At 68.3% G+C, this 14,702-nt stretch carries 15 protein-coding genes and 1 tRNA gene; 6 read left to right on the forward strand and 10 right to left on the reverse strand.

What is annotated here, in order from left to right:
• Positions 1–6: 6 nt before the first annotated feature.
• On the forward strand, positions 7–834 hold the full coding sequence (locus tag EV137_RS15595; RefSeq protein ID WP_134129780.1) for an aminoglycoside phosphotransferase/kinase family protein: 828 nt from the start codon (positions 7–9) through the stop codon (positions 832–834).
• On the opposite strand, the gene EV137_RS15600 is transcribed toward EV137_RS15595, so the two are convergent.
• Together EV137_RS15600 and EV137_RS15605 are read right to left on the reverse strand one after the other, a co-directional pair.
• Entirely contained in the window at positions 826–1,362 is a 537-nt protein-coding gene (locus EV137_RS15600; protein WP_134129781.1) for a hypothetical protein, read from the reverse strand. The two genes, EV137_RS15595 and EV137_RS15600, sit on opposite strands and share 9 nt — an antisense overlap.
• A gap of 67 nt (positions 1,363–1,429) precedes the next feature.
• Positions 1,430–1,503, reverse strand: a tRNA-Gly gene (locus EV137_RS15605).
• 445 nt (positions 1,504–1,948) lie between these two features.
• On the opposite strand from EV137_RS15605, the gene EV137_RS15610 reads away from it, so the two are divergent.
• Positions 1,949–2,389, forward strand: coding sequence for a MarR family winged helix-turn-helix transcriptional regulator (locus tag EV137_RS15610; RefSeq protein WP_133784386.1), 441 nt, complete (start codon positions 1,949–1,951; stop codon positions 2,387–2,389).
• A 143-nt stretch (positions 2,390–2,532) separates the two neighbouring features.
• The gene (gene dcd / locus EV137_RS15615; protein WP_134011956.1) at positions 2,533–3,108 is read left to right on the forward strand and encodes a dCTP deaminase; all 576 of its coding nucleotides are present in this window, start codon (positions 2,533–2,535) and stop codon (positions 3,106–3,108) included.
• A 43-nt stretch (positions 3,109–3,151) separates the two neighbouring features.
• Here the strand turns inward: dcd and EV137_RS15620 are convergent, their stop codons facing one another.
• The 4 genes from EV137_RS15620 to EV137_RS40550 all read right to left on the reverse strand — a co-directional run bounded on the left by EV137_RS15620 (position 3,152) and on the right by EV137_RS40550 (position 6,825).
• Positions 3,152–4,684, reverse strand: a complete 1,533-nt coding sequence (locus tag EV137_RS15620; RefSeq protein WP_134129782.1) for a hypothetical protein — start codon at positions 4,682–4,684, stop codon at positions 3,152–3,154.
• 193 nt (positions 4,685–4,877) lie between these two features.
• Positions 4,878–5,099 (reverse strand): hypothetical protein, encoded by a 222-nt coding sequence (locus EV137_RS15625; protein WP_134011952.1) that lies wholly within the window; start codon positions 5,097–5,099, stop codon positions 4,878–4,880.
• Positions 5,100–5,212: 113 nt separating this feature from the next.
• Complete coding sequence (locus EV137_RS15630) at positions 5,213–6,061, reverse strand: DUF4097 family beta strand repeat-containing protein (protein WP_134011950.1); 849 nt, start codon at positions 6,059–6,061, stop codon at positions 5,213–5,215.
• The gene (locus EV137_RS40550) at positions 6,049–6,825 is read right to left on the reverse strand and encodes a hypothetical protein (protein ID WP_166679900.1); all 777 of its coding nucleotides are present in this window, start codon (positions 6,823–6,825) and stop codon (positions 6,049–6,051) included. The genes EV137_RS15630 and EV137_RS40550 overlap by 13 nt, the downstream gene beginning before the upstream one ends.
• Before the next feature lie 99 nt (positions 6,826–6,924).
• On the opposite strand from EV137_RS40550, the gene EV137_RS15640 reads away from it, so the two are divergent.
• Entirely contained in the window at positions 6,925–7,719 is a 795-nt protein-coding gene (locus EV137_RS15640; RefSeq protein WP_134129783.1) for an SDR family NAD(P)-dependent oxidoreductase, read from the forward strand.
• Here the strand turns inward: EV137_RS15640 and EV137_RS15645 are convergent.
• Positions 7,694–8,329, reverse strand: a complete 636-nt coding sequence (locus EV137_RS15645) for a TetR/AcrR family transcriptional regulator (RefSeq protein WP_134129784.1) — start codon at positions 8,327–8,329, stop codon at positions 7,694–7,696. The two genes, EV137_RS15640 and EV137_RS15645, sit on opposite strands and share 26 nt — an antisense overlap.
• Before the next feature lie 187 nt (positions 8,330–8,516).
• Between EV137_RS15645 and EV137_RS15650 the strand changes: the two genes are divergently transcribed.
• Positions 8,517–10,625 carry a DUF8094 domain-containing protein gene (locus EV137_RS15650; protein ID WP_134129785.1) on the forward strand — a complete coding sequence of 703 codons (2,109 nt, stop codon included), beginning with the start codon at positions 8,517–8,519 and terminating at the stop codon, positions 10,623–10,625.
• On the opposite strand, the gene EV137_RS15655 is transcribed toward EV137_RS15650, so the two are convergent.
• Complete coding sequence (locus tag EV137_RS15655) at positions 10,598–10,981, reverse strand: hypothetical protein (RefSeq protein ID WP_202871008.1); 384 nt, start codon at positions 10,979–10,981, stop codon at positions 10,598–10,600. The two genes, EV137_RS15650 and EV137_RS15655, sit on opposite strands and share 28 nt — an antisense overlap.
• 105 nt (positions 10,982–11,086) lie before the next feature.
• Between EV137_RS15655 and EV137_RS15660 the strand changes: the two genes are divergently transcribed.
• The gene (locus EV137_RS15660; RefSeq protein WP_134129787.1) at positions 11,087–13,582 is read left to right on the forward strand and encodes a polysaccharide lyase family 8 super-sandwich domain-containing protein; all 2,496 of its coding nucleotides are present in this window, start codon (positions 11,087–11,089) and stop codon (positions 13,580–13,582) included.
• Here EV137_RS15660 and EV137_RS15665 read toward each other — a convergent pair.
• Both EV137_RS15665 and EV137_RS15670 read right to left on the reverse strand, forming a co-directional pair.
• Positions 13,560–14,075 carry a MarR family winged helix-turn-helix transcriptional regulator gene (locus EV137_RS15665; protein ID WP_134129788.1) on the reverse strand — a complete coding sequence of 172 codons (516 nt, stop codon included), beginning with the start codon at positions 14,073–14,075 and terminating at the stop codon, positions 13,560–13,562. The two genes, EV137_RS15660 and EV137_RS15665, sit on opposite strands and share 23 nt — an antisense overlap.
• Complete coding sequence (locus EV137_RS15670; RefSeq protein WP_134011936.1) at positions 14,072–14,671, reverse strand: DJ-1/PfpI family protein; 600 nt, start codon at positions 14,669–14,671, stop codon at positions 14,072–14,074. Before EV137_RS15670 ends, EV137_RS15665 begins: the two co-directional genes overlap by 4 nt.
• Positions 14,672–14,702 lie beyond the last annotated feature (31 nt).

A 14,702-nucleotide genomic window follows, 5' to 3' on the forward strand; every position in this document is an offset into this window, starting at 1 on the left:
TGAACTATGCCTGGTTCAGAAGAAGTCGCGCTCGCCTTCGATCTGGGCACACCGGACGGCGACCTCATCCACGTCCGGCGCGGCGACGCGGATGCTTGGCGGCTGAACACCTCAACCGGAAGCTATTTCGTCAAGGGGTACTTGGCTGCCGCGGATGTGCACCAACTGGAACTCGCGATGGCGTTCGAGCGTCAGGCACTCGCGTCCGGCGTGGACATGCCAGAGCCGATCGCGCCGACCAATCCTCTTCTTGGCTGGGTGACCCGCATCGAGGATCGGCTGTTCCGCGTCTACCGATGGATCGAGCACCGACCACCTGAACCCGACATCTCGGCCTGGCTCGGCGGAACGATGGCGAAGGTCCATGAACTGCAGCCACTCGGTCGGGCCGGCTTGCCTCGGTGGTGGCGGCAAGCGGTGCAGCCGCCGGGGACCTGGCAGGGCTGGTTCACCCACAACATCGTCACGTCTCCATCCGGTCCAGTATTAGTGGACTGGGACAGTGTCCGGACCGACAGTGCAGCTCTTGAGGCAGGTCGGTCGGCGTACATCTTCGGAGACGGCGAACCCGAGCAGATCAAGAGAATCCTCACCGCGTACGTCGCAGCAGGCGGCGATCTCGGATGGGCCGGCGCGGATCTCTTCCTCAGTGTGGCGAGAAATGTCGTACAGGTGCTCGGCGAGCAGATCCGCGTCTCACTCGGGGAGACCACAGCAGTCCGATGGATGGGCGACCACACGACCATCGAGAACGCCATCGGCAACACTCTGCGGGACCTTCCCGGCAAACTCGACCAACTGCACCGAGCAACGCAAACGATCGATTTACTCTGAGTTGTCCAGCAGACCGAAGTGGCGCAGCGTACGCTCAGCCACCTCCTGCGGCTCGAGCGCGCTGGTGTCGATGACCAATTCGTCCAGATCCGCGGCGTCGAGGCGCGCGGCGATCTCGTCACAGCGCTCCAGGTGCCACTCCAACGCCGACCTCTGACTCGCGGTGTACCGGCCGCGCAGTCGTTTCCTGGTGATGTCGGCATTCGCGGTGAGACGAACCATACGAAGCGGGCTCTCGACCGCGGCCTCGTAGCGCTCTCGATCGGCCGCGGTACTGATCACCCCACACATGACCAACTGACGCGGCCCCACCGACCGATAGGACTTCCAGACCGCGGCAATGTTGTTTGCCTCGATCAGAGCATTGTCCTGCTCAGCAGGCGGCCACGACCGATGGAACCAGTCGACATCCATCAGACTGAACGGCCGACCGGCATTCGCGAGCAGATCCCCGACATGCTCGAGCGCAGCCGACTTCCCAACCCCGAACCCACCGTTCAAAAAGATCGCGTAACCGGACGGCGGCACAGCGCATCCTCCCTGGAACGACAAAACCCGCAGGTCGCAAACACACCGCTGACCTGCGGGTTACCGATGGAGCGGGTGACGGGAATCGAACCCGCACTGTCAGCTTGGGAAGCTGATGTTCTGCCATTGAACTACACCCGCGCGGCCGATCTCCCGGCAGCGGTGAAGAGCATAGCCGATGCGCCAAGGTGCCGGCATCACGGGTCCGGCGCGCCGCGCGACTGCGACGCCGTACCGGGACTGGGAACACCCGCCGGGGACTTGGGACAGGTCATTGCCTGTCTCCTGTCTCCAGCACATGTCCCCGGGTCTTGTCCGAGGTCCCGGGTGGCGGGGTGGTTGTTGCCGGGTCAGGAGGGTTGGTGTGTAGAAGGTGCCCGATGCATCGAAAAGAGGGGGTGGGCGGTTTGCATCGGGGGTTCTTGGGCAGTTTTTCACAAAGGGCACGTTCAGGACTGGGCAGGTTCGTCATCTTCTGGCAGATTAGAACGCGTTGCCGGGGGCAACATTCGACGCAACGTGAGGATGCGGTCCTCGCCGGGACCGGACAAGATGGTTGCGGGGCAACTGGATGAAGGGGTGAACGGTGGCAACAGACACAACTGACGCGGTGGACAACCTGGAGAAGGAACTCGTCACGTTGGCACGGCGGCTGCGCGGTCTGCAGCGGACGCTGTCCGACGAGGCGCATCCGGACCTGGAGCCGGCGCAGTACGCGTTGCTGAACCACGTGGAGGAGCTGGCGCCGGTGCGGATGGCCGACCTGGTGGCAGCGCTCGAGGTGGACAAGGGACCGGTCAGCCGGGCCTGCGCGCGACTCGAGGAGGAGGGCCTGCTGAAGCGGGCCGCCGACAAGTCGGACGCGCGCGCGACCCTGCTGACGCTGACCGCGGCCGGCAAGCGCAAGCTGACGGCGGCCCGGAAGAAGCGGCACAAGGTGATCGAGGACCTGCTCAAGGACTGGTCGCCGGCGCAGGTGAAGACCTTCGCCAGCCAGGTGTCGAAGTTCAACAAGCTGGCCAACTGAAATAGTTGCCTCAGGCCCACGGTCTGGTGGTGTGCTCCCGCCGGGGAGCTGAGGGCTCCGGACGACTCACCACCAGGCACGGGAACGGGCCCGACCGGCAACTCGAGCTGTGCGGACGAGCGGCACGCTGCTAACGTGCGACCGTGCTGCTCTCCGACCGCGACATCTTGGCCGAGCTCGACGCGAAGCGGGTCCAGCTGGATCCGTTCGAAGCTGCGATGGTGCAGCCGTCGAGTGTCGACGTACGGCTGGACCGGTTCTTCCGGGTCTTCGAGAACCACAAGTATCCGCATATCGACCCGGCCGAGGAACAGCCCGATCTGACCCGGCTGGTCGAGCCCGAAGGCGGCGAGCCGTTCATCCTGCATCCCGGTGAGTTCGTCCTGGGATCGACGTACGAGCTCGTCACGCTGCCCGACGACGTCGCCGCCCGGCTCGAGGGCAAGTCGTCGCTGGGCCGTCTGGGCCTGCTGACCCACTCCACCGCCGGCTTCATCGACCCGGGCTTCTCCGGCCACGTGACGCTCGAGCTCTCGAACGTCGCGACACTGCCGATCAAGCTCTGGCCCGGCATGAAGATCGGCCAGCTCTGCTTCTTCCGGCTGTCCTCCCCCGCCGAGTACCCGTACGGCTCGTCGAAGTACGGCTCCCGCTACCAGGGCCAGCGCGGCCCGACCCCGTCGCGCTCGTTCAAGAACTTCCACCGCACCGACATCTGACAAACGAAAGGGCCCCGGGAAACCGGGGCCCTTCTCGCTGACGTCAGGCGGTCGGCTTCAGGAAGATGAACACGGATTCGAGCTCGACTGTGCTCATGCCGTCACCGTTCGGCAACTGCCCGTAGACACCGCCGTACGGCGACACGGCCGACGGCGACAGCATCTTGCCGTCGAACAGACCCATGTCGCCGTTCCCGGGAGACTCGTTGCCCGTCGGAGAGTCGCTGGCGGACGGCGTGTCACTGGACGTGGGCGTGTCACCGGAGGACGGGGTTTCGCTCGAGCCCGGGCTGGACGAGGACGACGCGCTCGGCAGGTCCTCACCGGTCTTCGCGTCCATCAGCACCGGCTGTGCCTCCGTCTGCGCGTAGACGACACCATGGAAGGCCGCGGTCACCCGAGGTACGACACGGCCGCCGGAGTCGTTCGTGTAGCCCCACGTCTTCTTGCCGGTCGCGTCGTCGAACCCGACGATCTCCAGGGCACCGCCCTGGACCGTCCTGCTCGTGCAGACGACCGAGGTCGCCTGATCCGCGAGGCACTCGACCTCGACGTTCGAGTCCGACGGGGCCGCGGGCACGGTCTGCGTGACGGCACCGGTCGACAGGTCGATCACGAACAGGGCCTGGCCCTTGGTGCCGCTGACGTACGACGAGTCCTTGTATCCGTAGAAGTACGCGTGCCCGGCACTGGTGGCCAGCGGCTTGAGGGAGGCCTGCTTGAGCGGGACCTGCTTCGTGACCTTCCCGCTCGCGCCGTCGACGAGCAGGACCGTGCCGTCAGCGGAACCCTCGTCCGCCGCGCCCTTCGAGCCCGCGACCACTCCGTCGTGCACGGCGGCCGGATTCATCCCCGGCACGACCGTGGACTTCTGCGTCTTGGGATCCGCGTACACCGTCTGGTACTTCGACACGCTGCCGGACAGGCTCACGCCGACGGCGATCTGACCGGTCTCCGGGTCGTAGGCCGCGCCCGCGATGCTCGGGGTGCCGGGCGCGGTGTCGCCGGTGCCCTCCAGCGTGCTCACCTTCGCGGACACCTCGGCGATCTTCTGGCCGGACGCCACGTCGACCCAGTGGACGACCACCAGCCCGGTCGGCTTCTGCGTCCCGCTGCCCTTGTCGGACTCGGCGTACGCGACCAGGGCGACGTCCTTGCCGTCGACCTTGACCGCCGCCGGCTTCGTCGCGTCACTGACCTTGGTGGTCTCGGCCTCCGCGGACTTGACCGTCCAGGTCTTCTTCGGGTCGGCGACGTCGTGGCCGGTGAGGCCGGTCCAGCGCCCGATCAGCGCGACCTGGCCGGCCATGCCCGTCTGGGCCTTCGCCTCCGAGAACGGGTTCGCCTTGTCCTTGATCACCGGGTACGCCGCCGCGGCGGTGAAGGCCTTGGGCGGGTCGAACGACGGGGCAGCCGGGGCGGACGGTGTGGCCGAAGTGGTGGACTCGCCGCTTTTGTTCTCGGAGCCCGAGTCGGACTTCTTGTCGTTGCCGCCGCAACCGGCTACCAGGATCAGGGCTGCGGTGACAGCTGTGGTTGCCACCATCGGACGCAACATCGTTGGTTTCTCTCCCATGTCGACCGAGAATGATCGACTGAACGCTAGCAGTGTCCGCGGGTCCGCCCGGCGGTTATCCACAGGCATTGCACGAACCTGCAGCGCTACCGGCGGACCGTCGATCCCGCGCCGAGGAGTCCGAGCCTTTCGAGTACGGCGCAGATCGCGGCGGCCGGGCCGTTCAGCGGTAGGCCGTTCAGCGGTACGCCGTTCATCGGACGATCGAGAGCCCGGTCCCGCGATGGCGGGGCTGCGGCTCGGTCAGGCGGCGGGACGCGGGCTCCAGCCGGTCGGCGATCCTGCGCAACAAGTGCGCCACCCGCGTGCGCAGCGTGGTGCGCGGCCTGCCGTTGCGCCCTATCGCCCGTGCTTCGATTCTCCGCAACTGGTCCTCGACGCGGTAGCGGGCAACTTCCTGCTGCTCGGTCATCATGATGGTGCTCCCCTCGCGTAATCCCCGTGCTGTGCTGGTTTCAGAGTGGTTTCAGGCAGTGCTTCGCCCAGGTCCCGCCCCCAGTGGCGGGACCTTGTGCGGTGGTGGGTGGGTCAGACCTTGACGACGGTGATGTCGCCGGAGACGGTGCGGGCGCGCAGCATCAGGGCGCGGTCCCCTTCGGCCGGCTTCTGGCCGGGCTCGAGATCGCACCGGATCCGTCCGGTGACCGTCTTCAGGTCCAGGTACGTCGGAAGTCCGTCCGGGACCCCGATCTGTACGTCGCCGCGGGCCGTCTCGGCCTGGACGCTCGGCCCGTCGGCGATCTCGACCTTGACGTCGCCGGAGCCGGAGGTGGCGACCGAGTGGTCGCGGATCCGCTCGATGGTGATGTCACCCGAGCCGACCTTGACGGAGGTGGGACCGGCCGCGTCGCCGATCGTGACGTCGCCGGAGCCGGTGCTCAGGCCGAGCGCGTCGCCGGCCTCCTCGATGTCGATCGAGCCCGAGCCGGTGCCGGCCCGGACCGCGCCGGCGGCCGACTCGACCTTGACGTCACCACTGCCGGTGTTGACGCCGAGCTCGTTCTCGACCCGGGTCAGCCGGACGTCGCCGGAGCCGGTCGCGAGCCGTGCCGAGCCGAGCGGGACGTCCGCGGTGATGTCACCGGAGCCGGTCTTGACCCGGGCGTCGAGCACCGCGGAGGTGGCGATCCGGACCTGGATCTCCGGCCCCCGGCGGACGTTGCGCGGGCCCTCGACGATCAGCTCGCCGTCCACGACCTCGACGACGACGTCCTCCTCGGGCCCGCTGTCGACCTCGACGGTGACCGCGGTGCCCTCGCCGTCGGCGTTGGCGCCGATCTCGACCAGGCCGGAGCCGATGTCGATCCGGATCCGCTCGATCCGGTCGTTCTCGTCGTCGATGATCTGCTGGCTGAAGCCGCCCATCACTCCGCCCATCCCGTCAGTCGCTGGCCCGGCCCGTGTCCGCCACGGCGGCGTTCCTTGTCCTCGCGTCGCCGGTCCTTGTCGTCCCGGCGGCGGTCCCGGTCGTCACGACGCCGGTCGCGCTCCCAGCGGCCGCGGTCCTGGCCGAAGACGCCTTCCTCGCCGAACGGGCCGTTCGGGCCGAACACGCCGTTCGGGCCGAAGACCCCGTCGGGGCCGAGCGGTCCGTTCGGACCCAGCGGGCCCTCCGGACCGAACACCGGGCCACGCGGTGGGCGCGGCGGCCGGGGTGGGCGCGGGCCGCCGCGGCGGCGCTCGCTGAGCGCGGTCATCACGGTGCGCATCAGCCACGCGTTCGAGGAGATGCCCTCGGCGTTGGCGGCCTCGTCGACCTTGTTCTTGATCGACATCGGCAGCCGCAGCGTGATCCGCGCGGTCGGCTCGTCGGCGTCGAACACGAACTGCTGGTCCGCGTCGGCGTCGGTCTCGTCGTCGATGTCTTCGTCGGTCTCGTCCGGACCGGTCAGCTGGCTGGGCGCCGGCGTGACCACGAACTCCGGGCGGCCGCCGGCCATCCGGAGCTCGACCGAACCCGGGGACAGCTCACGGCTGATCTCCCCGGCGGCGTCGGACAGGGCTGAGATGAGGGCCAGGCGGCCCGCGTCATCCAGCGTTGCCCCGAGGCGCTGTGCCACGGAGCGAGTTTGCTCGTCGGCCAGGGCGGTGGCGTTCTCAACGCTCCGCCGGACCGACTCGAGGTAATGGTCAAGTTCCATGACAGCAAGCATGACGTCATCGTGACGTCACTGTCAACCCCTTCTGATGTCATGATGGCGGCAAGGGCAGAATTTCGTGCAGTCACCGATAGGAGGACCATGTCTAGAGGAGTACTGATCACCGGTGCGTCGAGGGGTGTCGGCGCGGCTGCCGCGCGGGCGTTCGCGGACGCCGGCGACCGGGTCGTGCTGCATTGCCGGGGCGCCGTCGATCGCGCCGAGGAGGTCCGCGCCGGACTTCCCGGCGAGGGCCACGCGGTGATCGCCGCGGATCTCGGCGATGCGGCCGCAATCCCTTCCCTGGTTGCGGAATCGGCCGCCGAGCTCGGGCGGATCGACGTACTGGTGAACAACGCCGCGATGTTCGTCGACGAGCCGGTTGCGGGCTCCCGCCGGGTCGGTCACCCGCTGGCGGAGACGTCGTACGAGGAATGGGTCGCGACCTGGCGTCGTACCCTCGCCGTCAATCTCGAGGGTGCGGCGCACGTGACCTGGTGCGTGGCGCGGCAGATGCTCGACAAGGAGCCCGCGCAGGGCGTACGGCGGGGCGCGATCGTCAACGTCGGCTCGCGTGGCGCCTACCGCGGTGAGCCCGACGTCCCGGCGTACGGCGCCTCGAAGGCCGGACTGCACTCGCTCGGGCAGTCGTTGGCGGCGTCGTTGGCGCCACATGACATCACCGTGACGTCAATCGCGCCCGGTTTCATCGCGACCGACATGACCGAGACGTTCCTCGCGGGTCCCGGCGGTGACGCGATCCGGGCACAGAGCCCGTTCGGCCGGGTCGCGACCGCCGAGGAGGTCGGGAACGCGATCTACTGGCTCGCCTCAGCCGAGGCGAACTGGGCGAGCGGCGCGGTCCTCGACTTCAACGGCGCGTCGTACCTGCACTGAACAGACCGCCACCAGGAACACCGTCACTCCTGAGATAGGGGGCGATCATCAGGTCGATCTGCTCGGTCAGGAACTCGGACAGCGAGCCCCAGCCGTTCACCGCCCAGACCTGGAGCGCGCCGTTGAAACAGACGAGGGTCTGCCGAGCCAGCGCCGGTACGTCGGTGTCCTCGCGGAGCTCACCGACTTCCACCGCAGCCCGGTAGAACGTCTCGCAGCTGTCGACGATCGCCGCGGAGTGCGCCAGCGCGTGCTGCCGGAACTCCGGATCCGCGACGTCGAGCTGGACGAAACCGAGACCGTTGCCGAGCTCCTCGCGGCGCTTGATGTGCCCGACCGCCGAGAGCGCGAAGTCGCGCAGCGTCGCGAGCGGGGAGGTGTTGCGGGCGGCGGCCTCCTCGGCCCCGAGCTTGACCATCAGTGGCGACCGCGCCGCGGACGCGAGCAGCAGACCGCGCTTGGAACCGAACCGCTGCATCAGCGTCGGCGGCGCCAGACCGACCCGGGAACCGACCGCCGCGAGGGTCAGTTTCACCGGGCCGAGCTCCGCCAGCACCTGGCGAGTGGCGTCCAGGATCGCGTCGTCGCTCACCAGCCGCGGCCGGGCCATGTCAACGCCTCCGGGTTTATGAATGGCTATTCGTTAATACACGGAATCGTAACAGATCCTTGTTGGCTCAGTTATTCAGTGACAACGGGTGAGCTTCCGGACACCTGGAGAGGGGTCCGGACCAGTGCACCCGCCGTCCGGTGCACCCGTCCGTGGGCCGGGCTCGTCGGACAACGGGAGCCTCTTCATGCGTTTCGCCCGCATCACCTTCGGTCTGCTGCTGGCACTTTCAGGCCTGCTCGCCGCCATCGCCGGGGCCGTCGCGGCCTTCTGGCTCGTCGGCCCGGACAACACGATCACGACACCTCGCCGCGAGCTCGCCAGTACGGGTCTCGCGGTCGTCACCGCCCCGTCCCTCCTCGACCGGCACGGCCCGACACTGCGCATGAGCGCGTCGGGCGACAAGCCGCTGTTCATCGGCGTCGGACAGGACCTGGACGTGCGCGACTACCTCGCGGGGACCGCGCACACCCGGCTGATCCAGTTCGAGCCGCCGGCCACGTTCGGCACGCAGGAGCTGCGCGGCGACACCAAGAAGCTGACGCCGCCCGGCGAGCTGGACTGGTGGGTCGCGCAGTCGGCGCCGGGCTCGCAGGCCGTCAATTGGCCGATGCAGGACGGGCTGTACGACGTGGTAGTGATGAACGCGGACGGTACGCCGGCGGTCGGCGCGCAGGTCTCGTTCGGGATCGAGGTGCACCGCCTGTTCGGCATCTGCCTGCTGGTCCTCGGGGCCGGCATCGTGGTGCTCGCGCTCGGCCTGGCCTTGGTACTGCGCCGCCGCTCGGTGGTGAAGGAGATCTCGGACACGACCGAGATCCCGGTCATCACGAACACCCGGATCCCGGTCCTGGTGACGACGGCCCCGGTCCAGCGCGCAGAGGAGGAGAACGCTCCGGCGTATCGCGTCTCCCCCTTCGCCCCCGATCGAGTCAGCCCGTTCGCCCCGGTCGCCGCGAAGAAGGAGCAGGCGGTGAACGAGACGGCACCGGCCGCCGTGACCGCGGCTCCGGCACAGGTCCGCCCGGCTCCGGCTCCAGCTCCGGTGAAGGCGCCCGTACGGCAGGTGCCTGTGCGGCCGGCACCGGTTCGGCCGGCGGCTGCTGTGCCGGCGGCACCGATGTTCATGTCGCCTGCCGCGATCGCGCGGGCCAAGTCGCCCGCGCTCATCGGGGCGGGCGCCTCCCAGCGGTACGACGAGCCTGCGCAGACGACGTACGCCGAACCTGTCGATGAGCCCACCGAGAGCGTTGCGGAGGAGACCGTTCCGTTGGCGGCCTCGCCGGAGTTCGTGAAAAGCGACGAGGCTGTGCGGCGGACGGCGGCGTTGCTGGCCAGCGGCGCGATGTTGCTGACGGCAACCAGCTGCGGGCTGATGCCGCCGAAGAACACGATGACGGCGGCGGACTCCCGCCCGGCCGTCACGCTCGCCGACGCGCAGGCCGTCGTCCAGCGGTACAACCAGCTGAACAACCAGGCGAACAAGACCCGCGACGGGAAGCTGGCCGCGACGATCGAGGGCAACCCGACCCTCGCGCAGACCCAGGCGGGCTTCCTGATCGGCCGGAAGCTCGACGCCGCGGGCAAGGACGTTTCGAAGCCGTTCAGCTACACCGACCCGGAGATCGGCGCGCCGCAGTTCGCCTCGTACCCGATGCGGTTCGTGGTCAGCTCCGGCGTCTCGGACGCGCCCGGGAACCGTCAGCTCGGCGTCTGGCAGCGGGAGAGCGCCGGGAGCCCGTGGCTGCTGACGCACTCGGTCTACCCGCCGAAGGCCGTGGAACTGCCGTCCGTCGACGGGCTGCGTACCCCGGACGCGGACGACCTGAGCAAGCTCCAGGGCCGGCCCGAGGCAGTCGCGAAGGACCTCGCGGCGTACCTCACCGGCGGCAAGAACGCGCCGCAGTCGCAGCTGTTCACGCCGACCCCCAGCCTGACCAAGATGCTCGACCTGCGCGCGAAGTCCAAGGCCGCCGACACCGCGGAGCCGTACATCGCCGACGTCACCGACACGTTCGCGCCGTCCGGTGTCCCGCTGACGTTCATCACGGAGTCCGGCGACGCGCTGGTGTTCCTGTCACTCACCGAGCGGTACCTGCAACGCGTCGAGCCGGGCTCGAACGCCTACTGGACCAGCGGCGAGGCCACCGCGTTCAGCAGCATGGTCAAGTACACCCAGACCCTGCACCAGGACTACCTGCACCAGGTCGCCGTTGTGATCCCGGCCAAGTCAACCGGCGACGCGGTACAGGTCCTCTCAATAGACCCTCAACTAGTCGGCGCCGGCGGCGCCTGACGGGACAGCAGCCACCGCCACCGTGGCTGCTCCGTCACCACACATCCAGCCGCGAGCACGCTGACGACGAGTGCGACAGCAGTCGGCCAGGCAAACCAGGCGGCCACCACTGCGGCGACCAACTGCAGAAGCACCAGCAGGACAGTGACGAAGCCGGGGACCGGTACGACGACGTGCGGCTTGTCACCCCGGGTCTGGAAGACCGTCGGCAGGCCGATCAGGACGACGACCGAGACGATCGCGAGCAGGACGGAGTGCGGAGCGATCGCCCACGGTGTTCCGACCCACGCGATCAGCTCAGTCGCGAACCGCAGTACAGAGGCGAGACGGCTGTCGGGCGCCGTGCGAGTGGTCACGAGCAGAACGATCTCATGTCTTACTGAGCAGTCAGCGGTTGTCGAAGGATAGTTCCGACTGATTGACTTCGCTGGTTAAGTTTTCCCATCCGCCCGGGAGTACCAGTGGATCTCACCCGCCGTCGTCTGCTGTCCTTTGTCCCTGCGACCGCGTTGCTGACTGCGGTCAACCCGGCTCCGGCCGCGCGCGCCGGCAGGGCTGCGGTGAACGCCGACCCCAGCCAGCTACTGGCCAACGCGATCGCGATCTACGCCGGTACGGCGGAGTCGAACGCGCGCCCCGAGGTCGCCGCGAAGGTCACCGCGATGGACAACACCGCCCGTACCTGGCTGGCCGCACTCGACCGCGCCGGCAGCGGGGAGCTGTTCGCGGGCCTCCCACTCGGGACCAGCGATCCGAACCTGAGCTCGTCGTACCAGCACCTCTACGAGATCGCCCTCGCCTACCGGCGGCCCGGACCGGCCTCGGACCTGCAGGGCAACGCGCAGGTCCGCGCGCGGATCGCGGAGAAGCTCGTCTGGATGCACGACAACTACTACGGCGACCAGTCGAAGGGGTACTACGGCAACTGGTTCACCTGGGAGATCGGCATCTCGACGTATGTGTCGAAGACGCTCGCCCTGATCGACGCCCCGGCCGACCTGATCACGCGGTACGTCGCCTCGATGGACGCGTACCTGCGCAACGGCAAGGACGGCGACGTCGACCTCGACTCGCGCTTCCACACCGGCGCGAACCTCGTCGACATCACCGCGAACCGGGTCCTCCAGGGCGCTCTCCTGAACGACGACGCGCGGGTCCGGAAGGCGTTGCAGGACCAGTTCACGGTGTTCGCGACCGTCGACCCGTACAACCTGCAGCACGGCGTCACCGACGGGTACTACGCGGACGGCTCGTTCATCCAGCACGCGTCGGTCGCCTACACGGGCTCGTACGGAAAAGGCCTGCTCAGCAGGGTCGTGCAGACCATCAAGGTGCTCGCCGGGACGGAGTACGCGCAGAGCGACGACCTGGTCGGCGTGGTGCAGGGCTGGGTCGAGCACGGGTTCGCGCCGCTGATCTTCGAGGGCTGGATGATGGAGATCGTCAAGGGCCGCGCGGTGTCCCGGACGGCGACCGGGTACGACGACGTCGCGGTCGTCGTCGAGGCGATCGTCGACCTCGCTGACTACGCGACCGGAGCGGATTCCCAGCGGTTGAAGGCCTTCGCGAAGTTCACCGCACGGCCGACGATCAACGTGAATTCCTTCGTCTCACCAGTGAGCATCGGGCGGTTCGCGGACATCAAGAACGATCCTGCGATCGTCCCGGCCGATCTCAACCCGGCCGCGGGTACGACGGCGTTCAACGCCATGGACCGGACGGTGCATCGCAGGCCCGGATATGCGTTCGCGCTGGCGCGGAACTCGTCGCGGATCAGCAAGTACGAGTACATGAGTGGCGAGAACCTGATGCCGTGGTTCCAGGGCGACGGCGCGCACTACCTGTACCTCGCCGGTCAGGATCAGACGCAGTCCTTCGGCGTCGACTACTTCACCACGGTGTCGCCGTACGCGCTGGGCGGCGTGACGGCGCCGGTCGAGACACGCAAGTCGATCCCGGAGCTGTACGGGACGGCGTACTACGACAACCCGCCGACTTTCACCCCGTCGTCGGAGGCCCAGAACACCTACGTCTACTTCCCGGTCGGGACGAATGAATACTCCGGTGGCGCGACGCTCGATGCGTACGGCGCGGTCGGCTGGGTGCAGTCGGACGACTTCGCGTACGCGTCGCGGGCGAGCCTGCCGGACGACTTCGTGGTCTACCAGAACGCGTCGGCGACCAAGTCGTGGTTCCTGCTGGACGACGAGATCGTCGTACTCGCAGCCGGTGTCGGCGACGCGACCCGCGCGGTGACGACCACTCTCGACACCCGCATCGCCGGCGCCACCGATCCCGTGAGGATCACCGGCGTACGACGTGACGGTCAGACCTGGACCGGCACCGGGGAACCGCGGTGGCTTCGCTACGCCAACGGCGCCGTGTCCGTCGGCTACTACTTCCTTCAGCCGACCGAACTGTCGGCAGATCTCCGGACAGTCACCCGGAGCCGCCGGGTGGTGCGGACCTCCAATCCGGATACCGCGGTCACCAAGCAGGTCTTCGCGCTCACCGTCACCCAACCGGCCGGCACGAAGCGCGCACTCGCCTACGCATTGGTGCCCAACGCAACGGATTCCGCTTTGAAGTCGTATCAGCACGGCCGGATCGCGACGCTCTCGAACACCATGAAAATGCAGGCGATCCAGCACCTCGGGTTGCGCCTCACCGCCGTCAACACGTTCACTCCCGGCCCGCATAACCTCCCGGGGCTGAGCATCGACGGTCCGGCTTCACTGCTTATTCGTCGACAGTCCTCGAGCGTGCAGGTCGCCGTCTCCGATCCGACGACGCAGCGCGACAGCGTCACGGTCAACCTGCGGGCGCAGTACCTCAGGCCCGCGGCACCGGTCGACGGGGTTCAGGTGACGCGCACGGCCACCGGGACGCGACTGACGTTCACCACGCGGCAGACCTACGGGCGGAGCCTCGCGGTCAACCTTCTTCCAGCTTGGTGATCAGCGTCTGCAGCGTGCTGAGCGTCGTACGGAGGTCGTCGACGTCGACGGCCTTGGCGAGTTCGGTGGTCCACGGGCCCTGAGCAAGTGAGATCTGCCGGATCGCCCAGTAGCCCGCCTCGGTGCAGGCGAGGAGCTTCGCGCGGCGGTGGGCCGGGTTGGGCCGGTACTCCGCGAGACCACGTTCGACCAGCAGGTCCGCGATCCGTTGCACGGCTTGTCTACTGACACCCATGATCCGGCCCGCGTCGGCGACCGACCGCGGCTCGTCGAGGACGCCGCCGAGCACCTGCCACCAGGCCGCCGTGATCCCGCCGTTCGCCGCCAAGCCTTGCGCGGCCTCCATCAGCCGCGCGTTCAGCCGGAAGGTGGCGAGGACGACGTCCGTCAAGACCACACCACCTTCGGACCGCTTACCGACCTCCGGCCACTCCGCACGGGGCGGGACGGCCGCCGCGCGCTCGGCCGGTCCCGCTTGATCCTTCGCCGTCATCCGACCAGCGTTGCGTACGCCGCCGGGTCGGCGCGGTGGAACACGCCCTCGTACGCCTCGCGCTTCGGCTCGTCCGCGAGTTCGAGCCGCTCCATGACGGCCCGCGCGAACTGCACCGGCGAGTCCGGTCCCGCCGTGATCAGGTCCTGGTCGACGACCGCGCGGGCATCGACGTACTGCTCCGAACCCTGGTACCCGGTCGCCTGCAGGTACTCCTTGGCCGCACTCGTGTGCTTCCGCTCGTCGAGCAGCCCCGCCCGAGCCAGACCGGCCGTCGCGCCACAGATCGCCGCAACCGGTACGCCGGCATCGAGGAACTGCCCCGCCAACTTCGCGAACGCCTCACCACCACCGACATCCCACTGCCCCGACCCGGCGAGCACGAGCAGATCTCCCGCGTCGGGCGTCACGTCCGCGATCGTCACGTCCGGCACGACCCGCATCCCACCCATGGTCACCACCGACTCCAACGTCTCGCCCACCGTCACCACGTTCCACGGCACCCCGGTGAACCGCCCAGTCCGCAGCTCCACCACCAAATGCCCGATCTCCCAGTCCGCCAACGTCTCGTACACCGCCACATATGCTGTTCTCATAGACAACATGCTGTCATGACGACAACATATT

This window comes from Kribbella pratensis (assembly GCF_004366075.1).
Lineage (GTDB): Bacteria > Actinomycetota > Actinomycetes > Propionibacteriales > Kribbellaceae > Kribbella > Kribbella pratensis.